Source organism: Parendozoicomonas sp. 209JJ7-1 (assembly GCF_058147085.1).
In genome coordinates this window covers 34,019-57,915 of the sequence record NZ_JBYVJU010000015.1, presented here as the reverse complement: position 1 = coordinate 57,915, position 23,897 = coordinate 34,019, and the positions used below count along the sequence as shown (strand labels likewise).

Below are 23,897 nucleotides of genomic sequence, written 5' to 3'. Positions count from 1 at the left end.
TCAACAAGATTAAAGCCTTTGGAAAACACTTGTCACAGGGATTCCTGCAAAACATCAATTCGATTTACAAATTCACTACTCGTAACATCGGGTATCTGATTATTGGCTCCATTTTATTATCTGGAGGGTGCCATTTTTTCACTGAGTGCTGGGCGTTTGCCTGTCCCGTGGTGATAAATGCCAGTGTTCGCATTTTTTGCATTTATAGGGCACCAGGTCACGTTCATACATCGTCTTTGCGTACTCAGCCGAGGACTGGGCATCTTCTTCAGTGAAATAAACGGAAAGTGGTTGTCCAGATTGTTTGCCAAAGCAGGTATCGCTTTTCATCGTTACTCCCAAATCATCATTCTACTTTTAGTGAGCCAATGCTCAGGCTCACTGCCATGCTATGAGAGTTCGCCAGATTCAATAAGTGACACACCATGGGAATAATTTTTTAAATTGAGAGGGAAAAAGCTTTCCTATAGGGAGTGGTGCATACCTACGCAAACCAGACCAGTCAGGGCACTCAAAATGACTTCTGTTAATTCAGGATGATCTGCCCTGACACATCCATGATTTAACAAATGCAGGAGGGGAACACCTCCATTGCAGCAAGTACAGTAACTACCTCACGTTTACAGAGAATATTTCATCCAAAATCCCTGCCCATTGAGCCATCCCCTCACGTTTCTCCTTGAGGTAGCTGTACTTGTTGTAGTGGATATCATCCACTCCTTGTTTGGCATGATTATGGATCTGCTGCATCAGCTCCTTGCTGTATCCACGGCTGGCCATCAGGGTCTTACAGGTACGCCGGATATCCTTTGGGGTGAACTTTTCTATTCCCGTTGCAACACAGAAGCGGCTCATGGCTTGAGAGACAGAATCAAGACGCATATGGCCTGATTGACGGGACGTCAGCCTCTCAGCATAAAAAGGATACATGCTCTCATCCTCATCAATCCTGAGCTCATCAAGAATCGACAGGGCATACCTGTTCAGTGGTACAGCATGATTCTGTCCATTTTTTACTATGGCACCCGGTAGGTAGAGTACGCCCTCCCGGAAGTTGTAACACCTCCAGTTAGCCTGAAGGATTTCCAGCGGACGCTGCCCGCCCAATGCAATAAGCAGGCGAAAGAGCAAGGCCATTTTATGGCTCATCAACTCAGGCAGTTGTTGCCATACCTGAGCCAGCTCCTGCTCTGATAAATGGCGTTCCCCCACACGAAGCAGTTTGGTATTACTTGGAATACTGGCGACCGGATTGCTCGTCAGATGGAACGTACGGGCTTTGTCACCACCATTGTGAACAGGGCTTGTGGGATCGAGGTGAGCACCCAAGCCATTCTGGAAGGCCGCATGCAGGTACGCCCGGGTATGGCGCATAGCAACAGGTGTCCCTTTGCCATAAATACGGCGCAGAATTGTAACTATATCCTCTGGAACAATATCCTTGGCAGGCATGTTCCAGTACTGAGGAAACGGATGACAGACATGGTGATTCAGGCGGTTCTCAACTTCGGCCCAGGTTTTCTTGCCATTATTGCGCATCTGCGCAGTGTATAGCTGGATCAGCTCCCCCAAAGAGCCAACTTTCGATCGAGCCTCCCGTTCTTTCCTTTCTTGTTCTTTTTTCCGTGCTTGATCTGCCCGCCAGTCCTTCGGATCAATTCCCCTGAGCAGAAGGTGGCTATATTCCAATGCTTTGACACGGGCCTCTGAAACACTCAAACCTGCTTTTGTCTTACTGCGGGGAGGCCGGAAACGACCAATAGATAGAGTGACGGGCTTTTTCTCCCGGTCATACTTGAATATAAATTCCTTATCGCCATTTCCCCGCACTTTAGAGATCAAGCGACCTCCACCTTGTCCGAGGGCTTCGCTATGGCTCCTCTGCCCATCAAGGGACAATGCCTCAACCATTTTGTCATTTGTCCGTTGACCACTGCTTTCATACCGCATAACTGCACCGCATCGTTTTGTTTTTGCAGAAGGCATACCATTCACCTGAGCAGACGTTTTATCCGGATTAGTTCGAAATGTGGTCTCGGTAGAGGTCTCGGTAAAATGCCGAGTTTCCATGACGACCAATGATTAAAGGTAGGTATGTTTTTTAACTCGTCAAACCAGATTTACCTGATGAAACAAGGGGTTCCAGCGAGTCTATGATGAGAGATGAGTACAGATGAATATGTATGAATTTAGAAAAATCAGAGACTCATAATCCATTGGTCGGAGGTTCGAGTCCTCCTGGGCCCACCATATACAGAAAGCGCTTCCGAGTAAGGAAGCGCTTTTTTGTATCTGTCGACTTCCTCAGTCAACACCATGTCCCCACTCAAACATCATGAATCTCTTACCTGATAACAATGACGGGGCGCAATATGCCCTGCCAGTCTCAAGCATCATGCAGTCCTTGTATATTATCCCTGACATTTCTTGAACCACCGAGAAAAACTCGGTAATTGGACTATTTAGCATGTACCTATGAGCCTGGGTAGTTTTGCCTTTATCCAAACACCCCTGCGCAGCCTGAATAATAAAGCTGTTGGTGATATGCCCGGGATCAAGGATATCTGATCTTGAAGGGGTTTCAGTCAGCAACCTTTTTTCAGCCAGCTTCCGAATAGCCAACTAACATAGACATAATGTGACTTTTATACTGATGCTGATATAACACCCAGAACCCAGCCTTTTTTCTATAGTCTTTCTTCCTTCTCTCCAGCGGTGAAAAGGAAAGAACAGGAGGTAAGCAGTGATCAGCCGAATGCCTCATTTGATCCTTCTCAGGCACTGGTTATTTAGCTCCATACTTCTGGCAGCCTTGATTCTTCCTTGTGCATCCAAGGCTGACCTTCTGGAACTCTTTGAAAAAATCGACCAGGAACTGGCTGCCGGTAAAAAAATTGCGATATTCGTTATGAATATTAATACCACTGAAGTCCTGTCCTATAACGCCGAGCGGGTGCCTATTGTTCTATGGTCACAAAAGAAACTGCTTAGCCGCTATTATACAAACAAGAACGTTTACTTTATCGATGCAGACTATACAGCCACCCCTGGCCCCCTTCAGCTGGTTCATGACTATGTAAAAATGAAGCAGAAATACTATCTCGAGATGTATGCCAAAACCCGAACCTATAAGGCGTTCGGGAGCACTGTCGTGCACTCCGATACCGAGTACACCCAATGGATAAAACACAATCTGGATGCTTTTCTTGATGCCCATGGCATAGATGTTGTTGTCCCCGTTGGAGCTTCCTCCAGTGAGAATATGTATATGACGGCTGTAGACCTGGCAGCCAGAGGCCGAACGATCGTCACCGATACGGAACTCCAGCTGCTTCTGGATAAGCGTCAGGGTTTTATCCAAAACGCCAGCCCTGATACCTACGTCCAGTTTATGAAAGAAAATGAACAACAATGGAGAGAGCTGGAGATTCGTGTACACAAAGCGGCAATTGAACCTTATGTTAATATTCTCGATGATTCAGGCAATCTGCCAATATCCTCAGCAACCTGCACCTCAGAGCTGTAATTTCACTATTCGACCACCGCCAGAACATCTGAGACTGGCCCATTTCCTGACTCTTTAATAATAAACGGGCTACTCCTCTGCTACAGGAACTATCCTCATGAAACAAAGGCGGTAGTCATCACTGTTTTTAAACGGTTCTGGGCGGTAAACCATGAGTGAAGTGAACTGGCTTGAGATGTTTGGCTATGTAGCTTCGGTGATTACCGGAGCCAGCCTGACTATGAGTTCTATTATCCGATTACGCTGGCTGAACCTGCTCGGTGCCTTCTGTTTTGGCACTTATGGTGTGCTGATAGGTGCTACTCCCGTGGCTCTTTTAAATTACTTTATCTGCTGCGCCAACATTTACTATCTGGGGAAAATTTACACAGAGAAAGAACACTTCCGGATATTGCCCACCTCAACGGATGACCAGTACTTCAATGAATTTATCAATCTGCACAAATCAGAAATAAAGGACTTCTTCCCGCCCTTCCACCTACGTGAGGACAGGGAATACACTGCCATGATGATCCATCGTGACCTGGCCCTTGCCGGACTGTTCATCTGCCACAAAATTGATGACACCACGCTGGAAGTGGACCTCGACTTTGTACTGCCACCATACAGGGACATGAAACCCGGGCAGTTTGTTTTCAAAGAAAACGAGTCATTCTTCACTCAACAGGGCATTACGAAAATCGTATCGGCATCAGGGAGTGAGGCCCACTCCAGTTACCTGAAAAAAATTGGCTTTTCCATGAAAGGGGATCGTCTGGAACTGGCTCTTTCAAGGTAATCAGATACAAATCATTACTCCCCGGAATTCACCCTTTAGCGCCCAGCGACTATATTTCTCTCCTTTATTATTTATGCCGGAGATTCCCATGAGATATATCGTAGCTCTTGCTATCTGCTCCAGCGTTATCGCCAGTGGATGGACTCAGGCAACCCAGGAAAATAACTCCTTTGTATTACACAAGGGCCTGCCCGCCCCAGGAACGTCATCAACATTCCCCATTAAGGGAATGATTGGCGGACAATTGGATGTGAGCGGTACCATTTCTTTTAACGTTCTGGGCAAAGAATTCTTCGACAAACAAAAGGCTGTAAAGGTCAAAGTCACAACATCCTTCAGCAGCAACGATGAAGGATTCTCTCAAGACGAAGACTATCTTCAGGAAGATGAAGAGTTTGATTACTTTAGCTGTAATAACAAGGGCTGCAAATATCTTGGGGATATGGAGATTTCTGAGGTGAATAATGATGTCACCCATGCCCGGCAAGCCAGCACGGTTCCATACCATGCTTCTTTGGGAGACAAAGGTCGTATAGGAACTTATATTAATAACGATGGGGATGTTACCCAATGCGACTGGAAACTCAACCCTGCCGGAAACAACCAGGCTTCTCTGATCACAACCTGTACAGATTCTACATCCGGACATGCGACGAGCGAAACAACCTTCACCCTGCTATTGGGCAAGGATGGTGCCTGCTATAAAAAAACCATAGATATAAAACTGATTGATAAACCACCTGTTCCATTTTTCCATGGAGAACTGGACTGCAAAGGGGATAACTATTTCTTCGGCTTGCTCAGATAACTTATCCCGGTGATCCTGGCAAGGAAGCCGTATCACCAGGAAGCTCAGGATGTGGCTAAATTACAAACTCTTTAACACTTCCTGAACCGAATCCCTGGCATCGCCAAAGAGCATTCTGGTGTTGTCCTTAAAGAACAGCGGATTATCTACCCCGGCGTAGCCCGACGCCATAGACCGTTTGAGAACAACAACCTGTTTGGCTTCCCATACTTTCAGAACCGGCATGCCCGCGATAGGTGAATCCGCCCGTTCTACAGCATCAGGGTTAACTGTATCGTTAGCGCCAATCACCAGTACCATGTCGGTTTCAGGAAAATCATCATTGATCTCATCCATTTCCAGCACAATATCGTAAGGCACATCCGCTTCTGCCAGCAGGACATTCATATGGCCAGGAAGCCGCCCTGCAACAGGGTGAATACCAAAACGTACCTTGCAATCACGCTTGCGTAACTGATCCACAAGTTCTTTAACGGATTGCTGGGCATGGGCAACAGCCATACCAAACCCCGGCACAATAATCACACTGGAAGCGGTAGCCAACTCATCAGCAACATCTCCCGGAGTTGTAGAAACAGCTTCACCATGATCGACAGATTCACCACTGCCTGAAGAGCTGTCCGTCCCAAAGCCCCCCAAAAGCACGGAGATAAATGATCGATTCATGCCCTTGCACATGATATAGCTGAGAATGGCGCCGGATGAGCCTACCAGGGCTCCCACAACAATAAGCAGATCATTGCCCAACATAAACCCGGTTGCGGCAGCGGCCCATCCGGAATAGCTGTTAAGCATCGACACAACCACCGGCATGTCGGCACCGCCAATAGCCGCCACCAGGTGTATACCCAAAGCGAAGGCGATAACTGTCATCACCAGCAACATAAATGTCGACAGAAATGTGTGGGGATTATCCGCAAACCAGAACATCATCAAAATGCAGGCCAGCAGAGCCACTGCATTTAAAACATGACGAAAAGGCAAAATCACCGGGCTGCCAGAGATACGCCCTTCCAGCTTGCCCCAGGCCACCAGAGAGCCTGACAGGGTTACAGCACCAATAAAGATCCCCAGATAGATCTCCACCAGGTGAATGGTGACTTCGATACGGCTCAAATCAATCGAGACCGGTGAAAAATATCCTCCCCAGCCAATCAGGACTGCCGCCAGCCCCACGAAACTGTGCAACAGGGCCACCAATTGAGGCATGGCCGTCATCTCGACATCCCTTGCCCGTTTGGCACCAATCACTCCACCTATAGCAACGGCAATCACCAAGGGGATATAACTGGTCACGGCATCACTGAAAACCGTAGCCACCATGGCGATGGCCATACCCGCTATGCCGTAATAGTTCCCTCTACGCGCGGTTTCATGGGAGCTCAGGCCCTTAAGACTGAGAATAAAAAACAGCGCGGCCAGAAGGTAGGCCATATAAACGACACCTTGCATCTCCTGCCCCCCTTATCGTCGGAACATTTCAAGCATACGACGGGTTACCCAGAATCCCCCGACAATATTTATGGACGTAACAAGCACTGCGACAAATGCCAGAACAGATGCAAACCAGGAACCGCTACTGATCTGCAACAAGGCTCCCACCACAATAATGCCGGAAATCGCGTTGGTGACACTCATAAGGGGTGTATGCAACGAGTGAGACACATTCCAGACCACTTGCCAGCCCACAAAAACAGCCAGCACAAACACCATAAAATGGGAGAGAAACGAAGGCGGTGAATATCGTCCAAGCCAAAACAGCAGAAGTCCGGCCACAACCCAAAAAGCTATAACAGCCGCAGTTCCGGATTGTTTTTTCTCGGCAGCTGGCTCAATTTTTGGCGGCGGAGTGACAGGCTTGGTTTTTGCGGGTTCTGCCCGTAGCTTTGGAGCGGGAGGAGGCCAGGTAATTTCACCATCTTTGACAACCGTTACCCCCCGGATAACCTCATCTTCCATATTTATAACAATCTGCCCATCCTTCTCAGGGGTCAGGTCATTTAACAGGTGAATGAGATTACGGCCATAAAGGGTGGAAGCTTGCCCAGATAACCGTGAAGCCAGGTTGGTATAACCAATAATGGTGACGCCTTCCTTCACTACAACCTGCCCCGGCTCGGTGAGATCACAATTCCCCCCCTGCTCTGCGGCCATATCCACAACGACAGAGCCTTCCTTCATCAATTTGACAGCATCTTCCTGCCAGAGTTTGGGAGCAGGTTTACCGGGAATAAGGGCCGTTGTAATAACAATATCCACATCTTTGGCCTGCTCCCGAAACAGAGCCATTTCTGCCTCTATAAATTCTTTGGACATCTCCCTGGCATAGCCACCAGTCCCGGCTCCATTCTCCTCCATATCAACTGTCAGGAACTGCCCCCCCATGGATTCCACCTGTTCTTTCACTTCCATGCGAGTATCAAAGGCCAGAACAATAGCCCCCATACTCTTGGCCGTGCCAATAGCTGCCAACCCGGCCACACCGGCACCAATAACCAGAATCTTTGCGGGAGGAACTTTACCGGCCGCTGTAATCTGGCCAGTGAGGAAATGTCCGAAATGGTGCGCGGCCTCAACCACAGCCCGATAGCCACCGATATTAGCCATCGTACTCAGGGCATCTATCTTTTGGGCACGGGAGATGCGAGGCACAGAGTCCATCGCCAGAACATTCACCTGCTTTTGTGCAAGCTGTTCCATAACTTCGGGGTTTTGGGCCGGCCAGAAAAAACTGATAACTGTGGTGCCGGGGTGAAGAAACTCCCGTTCCTGCTCATCGGGAGCATTCACCTTGAGAACAATATCCGCCTTACCAAATAACTGTTCTTTGTCCGCAATAATTTCAGCTCCGGCCTGCTGATAATCCTGATCGGTAAAATTTGCGTTCAAGCCAGCCCCTGCTTCAACAAGGGGCTGATATCCAAGATCAAGTAAGCGGCTGATACTGTCTGGAGCAAGAGCAACACGCCGCTCCTGTTCATCCTGCTCTGCGGGAATCGCAATTATCATGTTTTCCTTACCTGCCTTACCTCAACAAAGAGATTTCTGGGTGTAGAAAAATCATATAACTGTAAATAAAGCTGTATCTAGAACTTATCAGCCTTATTTAAAAGACTCTATATAGTTTGAAAAGATCACTTTGCCTAACAACAAAGGAGACTTTTTTGTCTCATTAAAAACAACACTATAATTTAATAGACTGACATGTTGTCCCCTTAAGTAACAAATCAATTTAAGATTTGGCCTTGCAGTCAATATGGCCACGCATTCCCTTAATTTGGCCTCTTACAACCTCCATTATTTATCTATATATGTAGACTCAGTGAAAAAATAATAATAATAATGATCCCCACTTCTTTCACTGCTGCACACAATGTCGTTGCGTTGATACTGGGAAAGAAGGAAGAATAACAGAGCAACACTCGGAGAATAACAAGAATGGCTTACAAACCACTATTTGCCGTGGCTCCCCTGGCCTTGGCTGTTAGTATGATTTCCTCCACTGGCGTCATCGCCGCACCGGGTGATGACGTTGCCCAGGCCAGCGGTGGGCTTGAAGAAGTTATGGTAACAGCGCAGCGTCGTGAACAGACGCTGCAGGAAGTTCCTATTTCTGTTCAGGTCGTTAGTGAAGATCAATTAACCCAGAACAATATTTCTTCCCTTTCTGATATTGCCAATATTACCCCTGGGCTTTCTTTTGGTGCGGCCTCAGAAGGTAACACAGTCTCCGTGCGAGGAATTGCAACAAAAGCTTTAGGGGTTGGGGTTGAAAGCAGTACCGCTGTTTATCTGGATGGAATATATCTCGGCGGTGGTGCGGCTCTGCTGGGGGACCTTCAGGACGTTAATCGTATTGAAGTATTGAGAGGTCCCCAGGGAACATTGTTTGGTAGAAACGCTGCCGCTGGTGCCATTAGTGTAACAACGAATGCACCTGTTGAAGAGTTTGGTGGTAGTTTAACTGGAGGTATAGGAAGCGATAGCCTCCGCTATGTAAATGGAACCATAAATGCTCCTATCTCCGATACCGTGCTTACTCGTACAAGTTTCACACGGACAGTAAACAATGGGATTTTTGGCAATAAAAGTGGCGGAAAGCGGTTTGGCAAGGCAGATACCGGCGCTATTCGCAGCCGAATCACCTGGCTTGCAACAGATGATCTAACTGCAGATTTTTCTTTTGATTTCACTAAATCTAAAGGTGGTCGGGTACCTATAGTTATTGATCGCGTTGGTAATAATGGTACCGCTCCTAGCCCAACCAACAAAGCGTCTATTAAAGATACCCGCTTTGAAAACGGTCTTGTCGTTATAGAAAACGGCCAGCCGAAAGCTCTCGATCCAGACTTTGGTGGCGCAGATAACGGCGGTCTCTCAGCAAAATTCACATATGATTTAAACGACGCATTGACCCTGACATCTTCTACGTCTTATCGCTTTTCCAAGAGCAAAGGCTATTCTGGTACAGGTGCTCTTGTAGATTTTGGTACAGGTCCAGTCAGTGGCTATGTATCAAAAACCACAGATAAGCGTAAAGAGTTTAACCAGGAGTTCAGGCTGAATGGCAGTGACGATTTCATGGACTGGTTCGCTGGCATTAACTATTCAAAAACCAGAAACTCCAGCTATGACACAATGGCATTGCCAATGCAGGCAGTAACCACATCATTAGGCACCGGCAATTTTGGCGACCAGATTCAGAATGTAAACGCGGTTCTCGACAGTATCGCATTATTTGGTGATGCAATTATCCCTTTGACAGAAACCGTCAATGTTTCTGTTGGTGCCCGGTACTCCAAAGACAGGGTAAAAGTTAAGTGGAAACAAATTCAGCAGGGTTCTGCAGGCCAGGTTTTCTACGCAAATGTAGGGCCTGGAGGTTTGAAGGTTAATGACAGTTGGAGTAACCTTTCTGGCCGTATTGTCTTTGACTGGACAATTAATGAGTCTGTAAATACCTATGCTGGTGTCTCCCAGGGTTACAAGTCAGGTGGATTCGGTACATCCTTAGCACCGCAAAATGATCTTTCACAAACTGCATCTGCCAGTGGTGGCCCGTACCTTCCTGTAGCTTTGGCTGAGAATGTCAAACCTTTTAAGGAAGAGAAATCGATCAATTATGAAATTGGTGTCAAGAGCTCTCTGTTCGACGATACCGTACTCTTAAACGCAGCCCTGTTCAGAACGGAGTATGATAATTACCAGATCAATACTGTTGATCCTGCTAACCCCCGCATCTCAATAGTTGATTCTGCTAATGCCGTTTCTCAAGGTTTAGAACTTGAATCAAGCTGGCTCGCTACCGAACAGCTTACACTGAGCTTCAATATGGCTCTTATGAGAGCCCAGTTTGTCGAAAATGCCAAAACTGTTGACAAAAACCAGGATCTGCTAAGAGCACCCAGATTCACAGCATCACTTAACCTTGACTACGTTCAACCTGTTGAGCGGGGTCAGATTCGCTATAACATGACATACAGCTACTCCTCGACTCAGCGTCTGACCAATCAGACGCTCGCTGGAACCCAAGGCAGAAATCCAGCGACTGGAAATATAAACAGCAGTCTTGTATTTAAGAAAGCTGATATTTACAGCGGTGCATTTGATAACCTGAATGCACGAGTCACCTTTACGCCAACCAGTCAGAAATGGGCAGCTGCTCTCTGGGCAACTAACATTCTTGATAAAGCCTATCGGGCTGATGGCCATTTTGAGCTAACTAACTCAACTCTCCATGTTTATGGATCAAACAGCCGCCCCTACTTCCGTAATGCTCCCCGCACAATTGGTGCAGAGCTGTCTTACTTCTTTGGTGAGTTTTAATACACCGAAAGTTGCAAGATAATCCCACCCACAACAAACCCGGCAGCAGCCGGGTTTGTTTTATCTAACCTAACCTTCCAGCTTTCTATAAAGCAAAACCTTCAAGGCTCTGTCCGGATCAACATCTCTGAATACCTCAGGATTCTCTATCTGCTCAACAAATTCCATCTCAGGGCACTCTTTCGCCACCTGCTCCATTAAAAATTCCCGGGGCAAATCCGGCGCATTCAAACAAAGCAGCATGTCACCTCCATCAGTCAACAGTTCCGGCAGTTTACGCAATAAACGTGCATAGTCTTTTGTCGCCACAAAACTGCCACGCTGGTTGCTGGGCGGGTCAGCAATAATCAGATCATAGGGGCCGTACTTTCTCAGTTTGCCCCAGGAGTGGAAAATATTATGGCTAAAGAACTGTACATTGCCGTTTATATTATTTAACCGGTGATTGTCCCGGCCAATTGCCAACGCGCCTTTGCTCATATCCATATTGATGACACTGTCAGCACCACCATGCATGGCAGCTACTGAGAAAGCGCAGGTATAGGAAAACAGGTTAAGTACCTTTCGTCTTTCTGCATGGGACTGTACCCACCTGCGACCATTTTTTATATCCAGAAACAGTCCGTGGTTCTGCCCTTTTAGCAGGTGCACGAGGATTTTCCGGCCATCTTCCTCAACAACATGGTGTTCAGGCACAGAGCCAGACAGCACCTCTGTCCGGGAAATCCCTTTTCCACGCTGTTGGAATACAAGGTTTAATTCAGCATCAATATTCCAATGTTGCTCCCATAACTCCTCTATACATACCTGCAACAACTCAACAGTCGATGACCCCAGCTCTTTAAAAGCGGTAAGCAACAGCACCGGGGGATACCAGTCCAGTGTTATCTGCTCATATTCCGGGAACAGGCCGCCTCGCCCGTGGAACAGCCGACATACATCCTTTCCCGGCGCAACGCCTTTGAGCCGCTCTGAGAATATGCTGTTATCTATAACCTTTTCAGGCATATGAATAGTTCCGGGAAATTCAAATAAGCGCATTGTATGGAAATTCAACGTGCTATGCAGGCACGCCTGATAATTGACCGGCATCAGGCAGTATTGGGAGAAAAAGGTTATGTTCGCGGAGCCCTTGAGCAGTTTTACCAGGAACAGCCCGCCGGCAGGGAGCTTGTCAAAAAGTCCGTTGGTATGACTGATGGCTCTGTTGCCATCGCCAGGTTTGGAGCTGGTGGCCAGCTGGATTCCGAAATCCTCAGTCAGCCAGTTATCGGTTTCATCTTTTCCAACAAAGGGCTGATGTACAACCTGACCTTTGAAGGCTCCAAGATCACAAAAATAAAACCCTGACTCTATCCTGGCAGAAAATTCTTCCTATACTTCTGTCTCCGATCTATCAGAGAGTTTTCATCATGGATTCCTCAAAGCACATGCAGACACATTCCAAGTGAGCAGATACTGAGTTTATCCGCAGCTCATTCACCAAGTACACCGTCTCTCTTGAAGTCGCCCGTAAAGGGGATGAAGTCGCAATTCGCGATGACAAAGACCCTGACAGAGGTCTGCTTATCTTTAACAAAGATGAGTGGCAGGCATTTATAAAAGGTGTGGAGAACGAAGAGTTCGACTTTTTCCCGGATTAGCCCCAAGGCAGGTTTGCACTTCAGGCTATATAACCTAGATTTTTAATAAAGATAATTAATAAAAACAGTGAATACAAAGTACCGTTCAATCAATGCAGATCTATGTAGATTGCTTTAGAGAGTCGAAGTGTTCAGAAATAACAACGCTTAGAGAGAACAAGAAAAGCCTCGTCAAAAGTCACAGGGAAAAGCAAATGAACACCGAACATCGCCAGGGGTTCACAATCATTCTGCTTACGGCCTGCATTCTATTTGCTAATCTGATTGGATCTCGCCCTTCCTCCGAGCCAGCCTCACAAACCACCTTTGCCGAACAGAAACAGCAGACTCTGACAAATATCTTTTAAGTCCGTTATCTGCTTCTGCCTGCAACCCCGCTACTAACCACCAGCAGCCTGCTAAACTTCTCTCTATTACGGCTCACCGCATAGTCACAGGGATGTGATGTTCAGGTTCTCCAAATTCTCCATTGAGCGCAAACTGCGCTACTCCATGATGACCACTGCCGAAATCGGTTTACTGGTCAGCCTGCTGGTATTCAGTATCAGCGATTATATAAAGTCCAAAGACGCCCTCATTGAGCGGGTGCAGAATCTCGCTGAAGTATTTGCCAGCAACAGTCAGGCCGCCGTCTATTTTCAGGATAAAGCGTCGGCAGAGGAGTATCTTCAAGGCCTCCAGGTTGTAAAACATATTACCGAAGCTCATCTTTTTCTGGTGGATGGCCAGAGGTTGGCCAGCTTTCCCAGGAATATTGAAACAGGCATTCAAAGCCCGGCTCTTCCTTCAGAAAAACGCGCGGTTCTGCTGTCTGACGACTGGCTTGATGTGGTCAGAACCATTGAATTTGAAGACAAGGTCATCGGCAGTATTATTATCCGGACCAGCCTCTCTCCGCTCTACCAGCAGATAACCCTGAACATTATGGCTGCGCTGATGATTACGGTGCTGGCCATTATTGTTTCCTATATCGCCGCATTCCGTATGCAGCGGTTAATCTCCAAGCCCATCACCACTCTGGCGGATACCATGAAGCAGGTCTCCGCCTACCAGCTTTTTACCAGCCGCCTGGAAACAACCCACGATGACGAAATAGGCCAGCTCTATGAACGCTTCAACGAAATGATGACCCAGGTCCAGGCCCGGGATGAAAAACTCAACAAACATAAAGAAGAACTGGAAAATACCGTAAAATTAAGAACCGAAGCCCTGAACATGGCCAACGCCAATCTGAAAAACGCCATAAAAGAAGCCAATGTCGCCAAGGAAGCCGCCCTTGACGCAGCCAAAGCCAAAAGTTCCTTTCTTGCCAATATGAGCCACGAAATCCGCACGCCCATGAATGGTGTTCTGGGCATGCTGGAATTATTGAAAGATACCTCTCTGGATAAAGGGCAGCAGGATTACCTCGATACTGCCTACGGTTCTGCCGACGCACTGCTGCAAATCATCAACGATATTCTCGACTTCTCCAAAATCGAAGCGGGCAAACTGGAACTTGAGAATATTGATATGAATCCCAGCCGCCTGACCGACGATGTCTCTGCCCTGCTGGCCAGCAGGGCCAGGGAGAAAGCCATTGAACTAAGCTGTTATACCGATGTAAACATGCCCCCTGCCGTGAAAGGTGACCCTGTGCGACTGCGCCAGATACTCACCAACCTGCTGGGTAATGCGGTGAAGTTCACCGAAAAAGGTGAAGTGGTTGTACGGGCGCTTTATCAAGAGAAAAACGAAAAGGGCCACAGGGTCCGCTTTGAAGTTCAGGATACCGGCATAGGTATTCCTGAAGAAGTGATTCCCAACCTGTTCCAGCCTTTCACCCAGGCCGATGGGTCAACGACGCGAAAGTTCGGCGGCACAGGTCTGGGCCTGACCATTTCCCGCCAGCTTGTGGAGCTTATGGGCAGCAAACTGGAAGTCACCAGCACCCTCGGCGAAGGCTCCTGCTTCTTTTTTGAAGTCACCATGGAAGAAAGCCAGGGTGTCGCAGAACGACCAGCATCTGCTCAGCATCTGGATCAGATCTATGCCCTCGTCGTAGACGACAACCCAACCAACCGGGAAATTCTCCACAAGTATCTGGGTGCCTGGAACATAGATCACGCTTTGGCGGAAAGCGGCCCTCAGGCACTGGATAAAATGAAAGACGCCGTCACCGCCGGGCGACCCTTTGATCTGGTCTATCTCGATATGCAGATGCCGGAAATGGACGGCATCACCCTGTCAAAGACCATTGCTGAGAACGACCTGTTGAAAAAGTGCCGCCGGATTATGCTCACAAGCGCTGGCCAGCTGTCGGAGCAAGAACAGCACAACGCTTTCCTCCAGGGCAGCCTTGCCAAACCCTTCCGGCAGTCACAGCTGCTGGATATGACCATGGATGTACTTAACAAACAGCCTCTGCAAAGTGCCCCTGAAAAGAAAAACACCCAAACTGACAGCAGTACTCTTTTTACAGGTGACATACCTCTACTTCTGGTCGAAGACAATCCGGTCAACCAGAAAGTCGCCATGGCCATGCTGAAAAAGCTTGGCCTGACCAATGTGGATCTGGCCCAAAATGGCCGGGAAGCTGTGGAGATGAGCGCCATCAAAGATTACGCCCTTGCCCTTATGGATTGCCAAATGCCGGAAATGTCCGGATATGAAGCCACGGGCGCGATTCGGGAGAGGGAAAAAGGTGGCGGCAAACACCTCTCAATCGTCGCCATGACCGCCAACGCCATGGAAGGCGACAGAGAGAAATGCCTTGATGCCGGTATGGATGACTACCTCTCAAAACCGATTAAAAGCACCTCTCTCGGGGAAACCCTGTCCCGCTGGATAAGCTGAAATTAATCACTTTCTTTCAGACAAAGAAAAGCCCCGCTTTGCGGGGCTGAATATTTATACCGTGTGCTGTTCCTGATGCTACCTTGCTTGTCACTGCTTCCCTGCGATGACATCCCTGTCACGCACCCGGTTACTAAAACCATAGTACAACTTTATGCGGAGCGCTGATTTCTGGGTTTTGCCTGCAAATTGCCGATACCTGTTCAAACAGACAACTTCCCGGGACACTTAGTGAAACCTGTACATCAATCTCTCTTACTCTTTCGTATTCTTCTCAAAAGCTGCGCAGGACTGTTGATAATACTGAACGTCGGGTGTCAGGATTTGTCCCGACAGGCTCTCAGGCACCATGACATTGTTAAAAGCCCCAATGATAACCGGAACTATCGCTACATAACCCTCAGCAACGGGATAAAGGCCACGCTTGTGTCTGCTCCCGGTTCAGAAAGCGCCGCTGCGGCTGTTGGCGTAAATGCCGGCCACCAGCAGAACCCTGACCAATGGCCCGGGCTGGCGCATCTGCTGGAACATATGCTCTTCCTGGGCAGCGATAAATATCCCGACGCCAATGAGTTTGATGACTACCTCGCCCAGTACGGGGGCTATTCCAACGCCTATACATCAGAAACCAATACCATTTATTACCTGGCTATCCCCAGCAAAAGCCTGGAACCTGCCCTGGAAAGAATGTCCTGGCTTTTCAGAGCCCCCCTGATAAACCCTGAATACCTTGACCGGGAACGCCATGCAGTGGATTCTGAATTCCAGATGTATCGCCAGGAGGATTTTCGCCGAATGCTCCATGTTGAATTTGCCACAACCAATCCGGCACATCCGGCATCGCGGTTCAGCACAGGCAATCTGGAAACCCTGCCCCATAAAAAAGAACTCAATAAAAAAGCGCCCGATAAAAAAAGCATGAATCTGCGGGAAGAACTGCTCAAGTTCCATAAAGACTGGTACACCGGCCCGAATATCAATGTAGCCATCATCAGCAACCATTCCCTTGATGAGCAGGAGAAAATGGTTCGGGAACTGTTCAAGCCGGTGACAAACCGGAAGAGTGCCACTCACGCCAGCCTTCCACAAAAGTTTCTACAGGAACAGCGCGGACTGCGCATAGATGTTGAGTCAAAACAGCAGATGCGGAACCTGATTATCAACTTTATCCTGCCCGTTGATAAAGACTTTATCCTCGACAAACCCGCAGCCTATCTGGCCCACCTGCTGGGTCACGAAGGCAAGGGTTCCCTTCACAGCTTTCTCACCAAAAAAGGCTGGATTCAGCAACTCTCAAGCACAGGCCATGACAATGGCCAGGATGCCTCACTCGAACTTGAAATTGACCTGACGGAATCCGGCTACCAGCATATCAATCATGTCATTGAGCAAGTCTTCGCCTACCTGAAATTAATCCGGAAAAAAGGCGTAACCCAGCGCCTGTTTGATGACCTGCGCAATCAGCAGGAGCTGCAGTTTCGCTTTATGGAACCGGGAGGGCCAGAGAGCACAGTCTCTGCTCTGGTAGAAAATATGGTTCTACTTCCACCGGAAGAGCTGATTCAGGGTGACATTCGAATATACAGATTTAACCCTGAAAAAATCCACCATATTCTCGACCAGCTCACTCCTGAGAATATGCGCGTTACAGTGATGCGCAATACTCCACCTCCAGTAGTGCCCGAAGAGATAAAAACAGAACCCTGGACACAGGTGACCTACAGTGTTCAGCCTTTCAGCAAGGGGTACAAACAAACCCTGTTATCCGTTCCTGAAAACCCTGAACTGTCCCTGCCTCCATTAAACAGCTATCTGCCCGAAGACCTTTCTCTGGTTCAGGAGCAAAGCACACCTTTACCAGAGCCGCTGATGACTCAACCGGGGTTAAAGGTATGGTTTAAACATGACAACGACTTTGAGGTTCCCCGCAGCAATATCATTATCCGGTTTGCCCGTCCGGAAATTTCCCTTACCCCCAAAGATCAAATGTTGTTTCTCTTTTACAGCCGCATGCTCCAGCACAATATGAAGGAAAGCCTTTATCTCGCAAATCTGGCAGGGCTGGGCTACTCAATATGGAACGATAATCGTGGCTTTTCCCTTGAAGTATCCGGATTTAATGAAAAACTTCCGGCATTCTTCCGCTCTGTGATGAAGCATATGGCCAACATGTCTATAGATACCCAGGAGTTCAACCAGTCCAAAGAAGCTTTTCTGGATCAGCTGCTGAGCCTGCACCAGCAGGAACCGGGTATCCATGTTAACAATGTCATAAAAAGAGTTTTTTATTCCCAGGCTCTTTCCGGACAACAGCAGCTCAAGGCTCTGGAAGCACTGAAACCAGGAGATCTGGAAGCCTGGTCAAAAATCTTAATGGACAAAACCTCCATCACCGCCTTGATACATGGAAACCTCAGCCAGGAAACGGCAGCATCCCTTAGCAAGGATATTGCCACGCTGGTCTCCGGCCCGGACAGGAATAATTATGAAGTGTTACCCCTCCGGATTCCCGAAACACCAGAACACCCCATCTGCCATGTAACCTACGCCAACGACGACTACGCCATCACAATGTTCACCCAGGCTCAGCAAAGAGATATGAAAACCAGGGCTATCTTCCGCCTGCTGGACAGCATCTTGTCAGCGCCTTATTACGCCCGTCTGCGTACTGATGAGCAACTTGGCTATCTGGCAGGAGTATTTGTCCGGGAAAAGCAAAGATTTCCGATGCTTGCCCTTTACCTGCAATCCCCAGGTACCGCACCTGATGAATTGCAGGAAAGGATTTCCGCCTTTCTTAATGACTTCAATAAAACCATTACCGAACTTACCAAAAAACAGCTGGAAAGCCATATACAGGCTTTAATCTCTGAGCTTCAGGAAACCCCTAAAAGCCTGTCTGAACAGACAGATAACTACTGGAATGACATCAACACCGGCTTTACCGGTTTTGACCAGAAGACGCAGTTGGCACAGGCTGTAGCGTCGGTCACGCCAGATGATATCCGGCAGCTCTATAAGCAGCTTTTGCAGCGGAAATATCTGGTGCAGATTAATGGCTACGGCGAAAACAAGCTGCCTGAAAAACGGCCTCCTGCCTGTAACGACGAGATATTCCTTCAACAGTTTAAAAGTCGTTAAAAATCATGACATAAAAAACGACCGGATCAGTACGAATTCCGGTCGTTTAGCATCAGGCAATATTATTTACAGGACTGGCCTCAGAACTGTTCTACATCCAGCTCAAACAGAGGCTCAGCGCCGGAACGTACAGCCTGGCTCAGGCTGTCGATACGGGGCAGAAGTCGTTTAAAGAAATAACGGGCAGTGGTCAGCTTGCCCTGATAGTAACTACCCTCTTCCCCTTCCAGGGACTGACAGGCAACCGCCACCATTCTTACCCACATGTAAGCGTAAGAGACATAGCCAAACAGGTGCAGGTATTCAACAGATGCTGCGCCCACTTCGTTAGGATTCTCTTTGGAACGTTCGATAATGGTTTTGGTCAGATCTTCCAGTTCAGCCAGAGCCTTCTCCAGAGTACCGGAAAATTCACTGACACCAGCAGGCAAATCATCCCCGAGGAATTCCCGAATTTCGCTGGCATACAGGGCAAACAGCTTACCACCGTTGGCAACGGTTTTACGACCCATCAAATCCAGCGCCTGAATACCGTTGGTGCCTTCGTAAATCTGGGCGATACGGGCATCCCGCACCAGCTGCTCCTGGCCCCATTCGCGGATATAACCATGGCCACCAAAGACCTGCTGCCCCTGAATGCAGTTCTCCAGGCCAAGGTCGGTAAAGAAGGCTTTGGCCACCGGTGTTAACAGCGCCACCAGACCTTCCGCTTTTGTCCGCACCGCTTCATCTTCACTGTACCTGGCCAGATCAAGCTGCATACCCACGTAAGTGGAGAAAGCGCGACCGGCTTCTGTGGTGGCTTTGATATTCAGCAGCATCCGGCGTACATCCGGATGTACGATGATCGGATCAGCCACTCTATCCGGCTCTGCGGGGCCAGTTGCGGCACGGCTCTGCAAACGTTCTTTCGCATATTCAACGGCGTTCTGATAGGTCATCTCAGAACAGCCCAGCCCCTGAATACCGATGGACAGACGCTCGTAGTTCATCATGGTAAACATGGCCGCCAGGCCCTTGTTCAGCTCGCCCACCAGATACCCTTTAGCACCATCAAAGTTCATCACACAGGTAGCGGAGGCTTTGATACCCATCTTGTGTTCAATAGAACCGCAACTCAGGGTATTCCTATCACCCAGCGAGCCATCCTCATTTACCAGCACTTTAGGAACCAGGAACAGGGAGATTCCACGGGGGCCTGCCGGTGCATCCGGCAATTTGCCCAGCACCAGATGGATAATATTTTCGTTCAGGTCATGCTCACCACCGGTGATAAAAATCTTGGTACCGGTAAGGACATAGGAACCATCGCCCTGGAGTTCAGCCTTAGTACGGATAATGCCCAGATCGGTACCGGAATGGGGTTCCGTCAGACACATGGAACCGGACCACACACCCGAATACATATTGGGCAGATAAGCCTCTTTCAGCTCTTCTGTGGCATGGGCATTAATGGCGAGACAGGCACCGGCGGTAAGCGTTGGATACAGGGCAAAAGAGTTGTTGGCACTGTACATCATTTCTTCAAACTGTACAGAGAGCATCTTGGGCATACCCATGCCGCCGAACTCAGGATTTCCCCCAAGACCAACCCAGCCACCTTCGGCATAAGTAGCAAAAGCTTCTTTAAACCCCTGGGGCGTGGTTACAACACCATCATTCCAGGTAGCACCTTCTTCGTCCCCGGAGCGATTCAGGGGAGCCAGCTCCCGGCTAGTCAGTTTGGCACCTTCCTCAAGAATGGCATCGGCGGTATCCGGGTCTACAACCTCTGACAGGCCGGGCAGGGACGCCCAGAGTTCGCCGGCCTGGAACACTTCGTTTAAAACAAAGCGCATGTCTCTCAACGGAGCACTGTATTCCGCCATGATTTACCTCTGATTGTTTGTCATCTGGCAAGGCCGCTTTAAGGTTACTTTAAGGGTAAGCCCGTAGCCGCTCTTTACGTTTTGTTACGTGATGATACGCATAAATTAACAACTTTCAAACGATCGTTTAACCCGTTCAAAAAAAGATTATGACTCCATGCCTGTTTTTATTCTTCAATCGAAACCCTGAGTGTTTCTGCAGTTATGACTGGTTAAATTCTGGCCAACCCCAGCTACCCGGTTTACAGTAAAAGCTCCGCCTTGAATTCTGTCTGACCGTCGAAGGAGTGACGTGTGAAAATTTTGTGGCTGATGCTGAAATCCTGGCTTGACCAGAACCTGCTTCCTCTCTGGATGCTTAATCGTGAACCTGACGATAGCCATCCCTACCGGCGGCTATTCACCTAACTCCAGAAATCACTCCCTACGCCGATCATTTATTCAGCTTAAATAAGGACAAAAGGCTGATAAATGACCCGGCTATCTTTCAAAACATTACTCTTCCTTGCCCTTATCAACCTCACATCTTTCAGCCAGGCGCAATGGTTTGATGGCATGGTGATTTCTGGCGGCAGGGACTTCAGCAGCAAAGCCCATCTGACAAGTTACAGAGTCTCACTCACCAGCCCATGGGAAGACCGCTGGTTTAACGAAGAGAACTGGTATATCGGCGGTTACTTTGATCTTTCTGCCAACCACTGGAAGAACAACCTGTCCAAAGGGCCTGATGTTAGCGTCCGGGGTGAAAGCGCTGTCTCCGCCCTGGCCTTTTCCCCGGTATTTCGTATAACCCGAAAAACGCCCTGGTTCGGGAGTTTTACTCCCTTTGCGGAAGCGGGCATCGGTGTTGCCCTGCTTTCAGACAGCGTTCTAAGAGCTAACAACAATGATCCCGTCGATGTCGGTATGCGTATGCAGTTTGAAGATCGTATAGGTTTTGGCTTTCTGTTCGGTGAAAGGCAGCAGTTCCAGGTTATGCTGCGGGTATTCCACTACTCAAACGCCCGACTGCATAAAGAGAACGATGGCATAAATCTTCAGGAAATCGCCTTTGGCTGGTCTTTTCCCTGACCAGCCAGTTTATTTACTCTGAATTATTTATCCTGAACCAGCACCCAGGGCGCGGCCGCAACAGCCCATACAGAAGCGCTCTGTTCATTCCATTTACGGGCATCATCATCGGTAGCCCGCCGTAACTGCCCGCTTTCCATCCAGGCTTTTACGTCAGCAGTCTTATCATCCACAAAGGCACTGCTTACGGTCACCAGATCCAGTTCTGGCGCGACAACCACCACTACACCACGGGCAAACAGACGTTGCAGTTCTTCCCAGGGAATTTTAGCTGTTTCCAGGTTCAGTTTTTCAGCCGTTGTCAGTTCTTCGTTTACATCAATCATAAATACAATCCCCCTGTGGGGGGAGAGTCTGGCATACTCCACTGGGACAGAAAACCACAAAAGAAAACTGCACTCGCTCATGTTTTATCGGAGATGTTATGCCAGTCAGACCCTTACAGCCGAAGGATATTCCGGCCATCACAAAAATTTATAACCACTATATTGAGCACTCCACCAGCACTTTTGAAGAACAGCCTCTGAGCGAACAGCAGATGGCCGAACGGATCAATAAGGTCACCATTCGACATCCCTGTCTGGTCGCTGAGGAAGAGAGCAAGGTTATCGGTTATGCGTATGCCAACACCTGGAAAGACCGTTCAGCTTATCGCCATAGCTGCGAGACAAGCATCTATATTGACCCTGAAACCCAGAGCCGTGGTCTTGGCTCTGCTTTGTATACCGCTCTGCTTGATCAGCTGGCTGAGCGGGGCTTCACCACGGCTATCGGCGTCGTTACCATACCCAATCCCGGAAGCGATCGCCTCCACAAGAAATTTGGCTTTAAAAAAGTCGGTCATTTCGAGCGAATCGGATTTAAATCTGATCAATGGCTGGACGTCAGCTACTGGCAGAAACAGCTTTAAGGCAGCCCTCAAAAAATGCTTCAGAAGTTCTCCCCAGAGCCGAAACCACCTGCATCAGACCAATGCAGGTGGTGTTATGGATAACCAGATTTCATCTTACTCAGCGGGAAGCGTGACCCCAGCCAGTATTCTGCTGCTGGCAGACTCTGAATACCGGAATCCCCCTGCGCCGGCCCAGCCATCAGCCAATATTAACGCCCTTCAGGACTTAAAAAAGCAGCACCTGGAACTATCCGATACCGCCATACGCAGCAAAATCTCTTACCTGCTGACAACGATAAACCAGCGCCTGGCCCTGATACCTGAAATAGCCCGGGTGAAAAAGACTCTGGGAATACCTGTATCTGATCCACAGTGGGAAGATGCTGAGCTTAAGTCAGCCATGAACACGGCCAGGATAACCGGTCTGTCCGAAACCCTGGCCACGAAGTTTATGAAAGGCCAGTTTGAAGCAGCCAGACGCCTGCAGAAACAGGTTCACAAGGAGGCGGCTTTATCTATTGCTGAAGCGGAACAGCGTCTCTCCGAACTTCGTCAGCAGCTCAACTCTCTGACCGTCCCCATGCTGGAAGCCCTGGCAGATATTGCTGACAACCTGCAATATCGCCCCGTATCCAGCGAGATAGAGAGGCAACTGAGCCACCAGCCTTCTCAGATGCCTCTCCACTACAAAAATGTTGCTGATCCCGTTCGGCAATCATTACTTCCCTCCCATAACTGATCAGTGAGCCTCTTCTCAACTGTCCCCTTCACCAGTACGATAGTTGTTAGCAATTACACCAGCGATACGATCTGCCAGACGCGCAAAAGGCAGACTCTGAATCCAGACACTGCCGGTTCCCCGAAGAGTCGCCATCACCATACCCTCACCGCCAAAGACCATGCTCTTTAAGCCTCTGGTCATCTCAATGTCGTACTCAATACCGCCAGAGAAGGCCACCAGACAGCCGGTATCCAGACGAATAGTCTCCCCATTCAGCTCCCGGCGCTGTACCGTGCCTCCAGCATGTACAAACGCTTTACCATCCCCTTCCAGGCTTTGAAGGATAAAACCTTCACCGCCAAAGAAACCAGCCCCGATTTTCTGGCTGAAAGCGATATCCAGCTTTGTGCCCAGAGCAGCGCAGAGGAACGCGTCTTTCTGACAGTTTATACGACCACCGCATTCTGCCAGGTCAACAGGAACGATAGAACCGGGATAAGGTGCCGAAAAAGCCACTTTCTGTTTGCCTGAGCCATGATTGCTGAAGTGGGTCATAAACAGAGATTCGCCGGTCATAGCACGCTTGCCGACACCCCAGAGCTTGCCAAAGAAACCCTGATCCGCATTGGAGCCATCACCCATTTTTGTTTCATACTGGATATCCTGGTCCATCCAGGTCATCGCACCGGCTTCTGCAATCACGGTTTCCTGGGGATCAAGTTCCACTTCGACCATCTGCATATCATGGCCGATAATCCGAAAATCCACTTCATGGCTGTTCACGGCTA

General features: G+C 48.7%; 18 protein-coding genes. 11 read left to right on the top strand and 7 right to left on the bottom strand.

Features of this window, described 5'->3' with window-relative positions; all coding sequences use genetic code 11:
- Positions 1 to 609: 609 nt before the first annotated feature.
- A complete protein-coding gene (locus ACY2RQ_RS15070) occupies positions 610 to 1,986 on the bottom strand; it encodes a tyrosine-type recombinase/integrase (RefSeq protein ID WP_490113809.1) in 1,377 nt (458 codons plus the stop codon).
- 769 nt (positions 1,987 to 2,755) lie between these two features.
- Between ACY2RQ_RS15070 and ACY2RQ_RS15065 the strand changes: the two genes are divergently transcribed.
- The 3 genes from ACY2RQ_RS15065 to ACY2RQ_RS15055 all read left to right on the top strand — a co-directional run bounded on the left by ACY2RQ_RS15065 (position 2,756) and on the right by ACY2RQ_RS15055 (position 5,112).
- Positions 2,756 to 3,526 (top strand): hypothetical protein, encoded by a 771-nt coding sequence (locus ACY2RQ_RS15065; protein WP_490113808.1) that lies wholly within the window; start codon positions 2,756 to 2,758, stop codon positions 3,524 to 3,526.
- 151 nt (positions 3,527 to 3,677) lie between these two features.
- Positions 3,678 to 4,304: a hypothetical protein gene (locus tag ACY2RQ_RS15060; protein ID WP_490113807.1), complete on the top strand. Its 627-nt coding sequence runs from the start codon at positions 3,678 to 3,680 to the stop codon at positions 4,302 to 4,304.
- Positions 4,305 to 4,392: 88 nt separating this feature from the next.
- Entirely contained in the window at positions 4,393 to 5,112 is a 720-nt protein-coding gene (locus ACY2RQ_RS15055) for a hypothetical protein (protein WP_490113806.1), read from the top strand.
- A gap of 60 nt (positions 5,113 to 5,172) precedes the next feature.
- Here the strand turns inward: ACY2RQ_RS15055 and pntB are convergent, their stop codons facing one another.
- Positions 5,173 to 6,564 carry a Re/Si-specific NAD(P)(+) transhydrogenase subunit beta gene (gene pntB, locus ACY2RQ_RS15050; RefSeq protein ID WP_490113805.1) on the bottom strand — a complete coding sequence of 464 codons (1,392 nt, stop codon included), beginning with the start codon at positions 6,562 to 6,564 and terminating at the stop codon, positions 5,173 to 5,175.
- A gap of 12 nt (positions 6,565 to 6,576) precedes the next feature.
- A complete protein-coding gene (locus tag ACY2RQ_RS15045; RefSeq protein WP_490113804.1) occupies positions 6,577 to 8,121 on the bottom strand; it encodes a Re/Si-specific NAD(P)(+) transhydrogenase subunit alpha in 1,545 nt (514 codons plus the stop codon).
- A gap of 429 nt (positions 8,122 to 8,550) precedes the next feature.
- Here ACY2RQ_RS15045 and ACY2RQ_RS15040 point away from each other — a divergent pair, with 429 nt between their 5' ends.
- Positions 8,551 to 10,938 (top strand): TonB-dependent receptor, encoded by a 2,388-nt coding sequence (locus ACY2RQ_RS15040; RefSeq protein ID WP_490113803.1) that lies wholly within the window; start codon positions 8,551 to 8,553, stop codon positions 10,936 to 10,938.
- A 69-nt stretch (positions 10,939 to 11,007) separates the two neighbouring features.
- On the opposite strand, the gene ACY2RQ_RS15035 is transcribed toward ACY2RQ_RS15040, so the two are convergent.
- A complete protein-coding gene (locus ACY2RQ_RS15035) occupies positions 11,008 to 11,946 on the bottom strand; it encodes a class I SAM-dependent methyltransferase (RefSeq protein WP_490113802.1) in 939 nt (312 codons plus the stop codon).
- A 36-nt stretch (positions 11,947 to 11,982) separates the two neighbouring features.
- Between ACY2RQ_RS15035 and ACY2RQ_RS15030 the strand changes: the two genes are divergently transcribed.
- From ACY2RQ_RS15030 to ACY2RQ_RS15015, 4 genes are all read left to right on the top strand, one after another.
- A complete protein-coding gene (locus ACY2RQ_RS15030) occupies positions 11,983 to 12,288 on the top strand; it encodes a hypothetical protein (protein WP_490113801.1) in 306 nt (101 codons plus the stop codon).
- Between the two features lie 116 nt (positions 12,289 to 12,404).
- Positions 12,405 to 12,581 (top strand): DUF397 domain-containing protein, encoded by a 177-nt coding sequence (locus ACY2RQ_RS15025; protein WP_490113871.1) that lies wholly within the window; start codon positions 12,405 to 12,407, stop codon positions 12,579 to 12,581.
- A gap of 444 nt (positions 12,582 to 13,025) precedes the next feature.
- Positions 13,026 to 15,416, top strand: coding sequence for a response regulator (locus ACY2RQ_RS15020; RefSeq protein ID WP_490113800.1), 2,391 nt, complete (start codon positions 13,026 to 13,028; stop codon positions 15,414 to 15,416).
- Positions 15,417 to 15,740: 324 nt separating this feature from the next.
- Positions 15,741 to 18,557 carry an insulinase family protein gene (locus tag ACY2RQ_RS15015; protein WP_490113799.1) on the top strand — a complete coding sequence of 939 codons (2,817 nt, stop codon included), beginning with the start codon at positions 15,741 to 15,743 and terminating at the stop codon, positions 18,555 to 18,557.
- 80 nt (positions 18,558 to 18,637) lie between these two features.
- On the opposite strand, the gene ACY2RQ_RS15010 is transcribed toward ACY2RQ_RS15015, so the two are convergent.
- On the bottom strand, positions 18,638 to 20,425 hold the full coding sequence (locus ACY2RQ_RS15010; RefSeq protein ID WP_490113798.1) for an acyl-CoA dehydrogenase C-terminal domain-containing protein: 1,788 nt from the start codon (positions 20,423 to 20,425) through the stop codon (positions 18,638 to 18,640).
- A gap of 471 nt (positions 20,426 to 20,896) precedes the next feature.
- Between ACY2RQ_RS15010 and ACY2RQ_RS15005 the strand changes: the two genes are divergently transcribed.
- Positions 20,897 to 21,496, top strand: coding sequence for an acyloxyacyl hydrolase (locus tag ACY2RQ_RS15005; protein ID WP_490113797.1), 600 nt, complete (start codon positions 20,897 to 20,899; stop codon positions 21,494 to 21,496).
- Positions 21,497 to 21,519: 23 nt separating this feature from the next.
- Here ACY2RQ_RS15005 and ACY2RQ_RS15000 read toward each other — a convergent pair whose 3' ends face one another.
- Positions 21,520 to 21,822: a DUF2288 domain-containing protein gene (locus ACY2RQ_RS15000; protein WP_490113796.1), complete on the bottom strand. Its 303-nt coding sequence runs from the start codon at positions 21,820 to 21,822 to the stop codon at positions 21,520 to 21,522.
- Positions 21,823 to 21,920: 98 nt separating this feature from the next.
- Between ACY2RQ_RS15000 and ACY2RQ_RS14995 the strand changes: the two genes are divergently transcribed.
- Both ACY2RQ_RS14995 and ACY2RQ_RS14990 read left to right on the top strand, forming a co-directional pair.
- Positions 21,921 to 22,406, top strand: coding sequence for a GNAT family N-acetyltransferase (locus ACY2RQ_RS14995; RefSeq protein WP_490113795.1), 486 nt, complete (start codon positions 21,921 to 21,923; stop codon positions 22,404 to 22,406).
- A gap of 76 nt (positions 22,407 to 22,482) precedes the next feature.
- Positions 22,483 to 23,127, top strand: coding sequence for a chorismate mutase (locus ACY2RQ_RS14990; RefSeq protein ID WP_490113794.1), 645 nt, complete (start codon positions 22,483 to 22,485; stop codon positions 23,125 to 23,127).
- A gap of 15 nt (positions 23,128 to 23,142) precedes the next feature.
- Here ACY2RQ_RS14990 and ACY2RQ_RS14985 read toward each other — a convergent pair whose 3' ends face one another.
- On the bottom strand, positions 23,143 to 23,892 hold the full coding sequence (locus tag ACY2RQ_RS14985) for a TIGR00266 family protein (RefSeq protein WP_490113793.1): 750 nt from the start codon (positions 23,890 to 23,892) through the stop codon (positions 23,143 to 23,145).
- Between the last annotated feature and the right edge of the window lie 5 nt (positions 23,893 to 23,897).